This is a genomic window from Aquisphaera insulae (assembly GCF_011064615.1).
Lineage (GTDB): Bacteria > Planctomycetota > Planctomycetia > Isosphaerales > Isosphaeraceae > Aquisphaera > Aquisphaera insulae.
Map to the genome: position 1 here is coordinate 1 of NZ_JAALJH010000196.1, position 2,560 is coordinate 2,560.

Consider the following 2,560-nt stretch of genomic DNA (forward strand, 5'->3'; position numbering starts at 1 on the left):
CAAATGATGCCGCCGTCGGCTGCCGACCTCAATTCGACGTGCCTCAGTGAGCGGAAGCCGGCATTCAAGATCGACTGTTCCTCGATCAGCAGGCTGAGGCCGAACTTTCATGCTTAACGTCTAATGACTACCAAAAAGCCGCTGGCAATAATTGCAGGAATATTCTTATTATTATCGATCACATTCTGTCTCAGCTTGCTCGGATTTTTCCCGTGGAGCCGCATCAACTGCACGACGACGGATATTGAATTGTGCTCTGGGAGAACCCGCTACACACGGTACTTGTTCTGGGTGCCGTTGGAAAGGACGATTTCTGCCTCGGCTCTAACGGAAGAGCTGTCTCCGGACGATTTACCTGGCTCGCAATGCGAATGGCAACCCGTGGTGACGCTATCTCCGCGAGTCCGCCATTCACCGCAATATGCGTACCATTCAGCCCTCAGCCAGATTCGAGACCTTGAGAGCATCTGGAAGGCGAAGCGAATTCCAAAAGAATCACGGCGTGCAGACGCAATCCGGCTTCTTCGTTTTTGGCAAAAGAGCGGCTGCCGTGAAGCACAGCAATTTCTAGACGAAAAGCTCAAAGAATAAACATTAACTCATGATGCATTCAAATCGCAATCCGTTCGATCTCGTCGAGTGGGCAAAAAAAGGCCACGCACTCAAAGCGGGTAGTCTGTGCGAGGCAGAGAGGAAAGCGGTTCGATCCAGTCGGGGCTGTTGGCGCCCCGAGGCTGTCAGCGGCCGGCTCGCGATGTCGACGAGCCGTTCAGATGGCGTGCATCCCCCATACTCTTTGATTCCTCTATCCTGAGTGCGTGGCCCCTGGCTCTCTCTCGAATGAGGGGAGCCCGCCGGGTGAGGGAGCTGGATTCCCTGGTGTCCATCCTCGACGACGCCCCAGCGACTCACTTGGTCTGTCCGTCCAGGACGACGAGTGTTGGGGTGGTGGCGAGGGCCTCGTATTCCCGCTTCGCCTGCTGGTACTGCGGTTCGAGCTGGTTCAGTTCATTCTTGAGCCGGAACAGCTCGGTACTCAGTGATTGAGCATCGACCATGGATCCGACTTCATCGCCGGATGGGGGGAGCGCTTTGATCTGCGCCTCCAGCGTGTCGATCTCGACCTGGAGCGAGAGCTGCTCCTCTCGGATGTTCAGCCCCGGCGTCAATCTCGGCATTCGCTGCGCCTCGGCGGCCCGCACCCGCGTCTCGGCCAGGTCGGCTCGGGCTCGCAAGATCTCCAGCGGACTGGCCTTTGCCTGCTCGGCCGCCTTCTCAAGCCCGGCGACGAGGGCCTCGCGTGCGGCGACGAGGCCCTTCAGCGCGTTGCCGAGTTCGTCGCCCTGCGCATCGAGTCGCTTCAGGCTTTCCTTGATGGCCTGAAGCCGGGGGCGTTTGGCGGCAAGGGCCGATTCGAGCTGTTGCCGCTGATTCCCCATGACATCTCGGGATGACGGAACGTTGGCCTTCCGCATTCGCGTGCGAAGGCTCTCGACGGACGCCCGGAGCTCGGCCCGACGGCGTTCGAGCTCGTCGAGCCGCCCCTTGGCCTCCTGACGCCTCGGTTCCACCGACTGGCTGACGACGGCCTTCGCGCGCTTGATGAGCTCGCGCATCAGCGTCGCGGCCGGTTCGGGCTTCTTCAAGTCCTTCGGATCGACGCACACCGAGAGCTTGACCGCCTGGACCCCCGCCGGGGTGACTTCGATCCGAACGGCCTTGGGCCAGTCGCGAGGCCCGAGCCCGAGTGACTCCCTGGCTGCGGGGTCGATCAGGCCGGTCGTGGTCATGGCGGACGTGAGCGAGGGCAGGTCCGGCAGGCCGATCGCCATGGGGGAACCCATGCCGGGAACCCGCGACGAACCTCTCATCATGAGGACGCACGAGGAGCAATCAAGCTCCCTGGTATCGTCGACGGCCAGCGTCCCGGCCCCAGAGTTCGACCCTCGCTGGGCCAGAGCAGGACTCCACGCCGAGGCGGCCAGGGCCGCCAGGGCCAGGCACCGAAGCGTCCGTCGTACCATGATGGCAACTCCCTGGAACGTCGGTCCGGCGCGGATCTCTCGCGCCCGCTGCGATTTCGGCTGAACGCCAAGCCCGATTATGGCACGGGGCGGACGAGGCAATCCAGTCAGAGAGGCCACATAAGCAGGAGCGGGGGGAATTCAGGAGGGGTATCCTGAAACAAAATAACACCCCTCCGGCTCATCTCAGGACGGAAAACCTCCTAGTCCTCAGGAACACCGGTCGCAGACCAGAATGACCCCTTCAGACTCCTCCGCTCGACCAGGCCGGCCCGCAGGGCGTTCCGCTCGACGTAGTGGCAGACGGTGAGGAAATGCTCGACGGACTGGACCGGGAAGGACTTGTAGCGCCCCTGATACAGGTGACCGGTGCCGACGGTGCGGTGGTAAGCGTGCCAGCGTTGGGTGTGAGTCATCGTCAGCCACCGCATGAAGTCGGATAGATCGCCTGCTTCGCGGGGCCAGACCAGGAGGTGGAAGTGGTTGGGCATCAGGCAGTACGCCAGGAGCCGCATCTGATATCGTGCGAGAGCCTG

At 61.7% G+C, this 2,560-nt stretch carries 2 protein-coding genes; both read right to left on the bottom strand.

The window, feature by feature from the left end; translation table 11 throughout:
- Nucleotides 1-908 precede the first annotated feature (908 nt).
- Complete coding sequence (locus G6O54_RS36660; protein WP_165236002.1) at nt 909-2,024, bottom strand: hypothetical protein; 1,116 nt, start codon at nt 2,022-2,024, stop codon at nt 909-911.
- 203 nt (nt 2,025-2,227) lie between these two features.
- Nucleotides 2,228-2,560: transposase (locus G6O54_RS36665; protein ID WP_205679176.1), on the bottom strand; the 333-nt coding region annotated here is incomplete at its 5' end.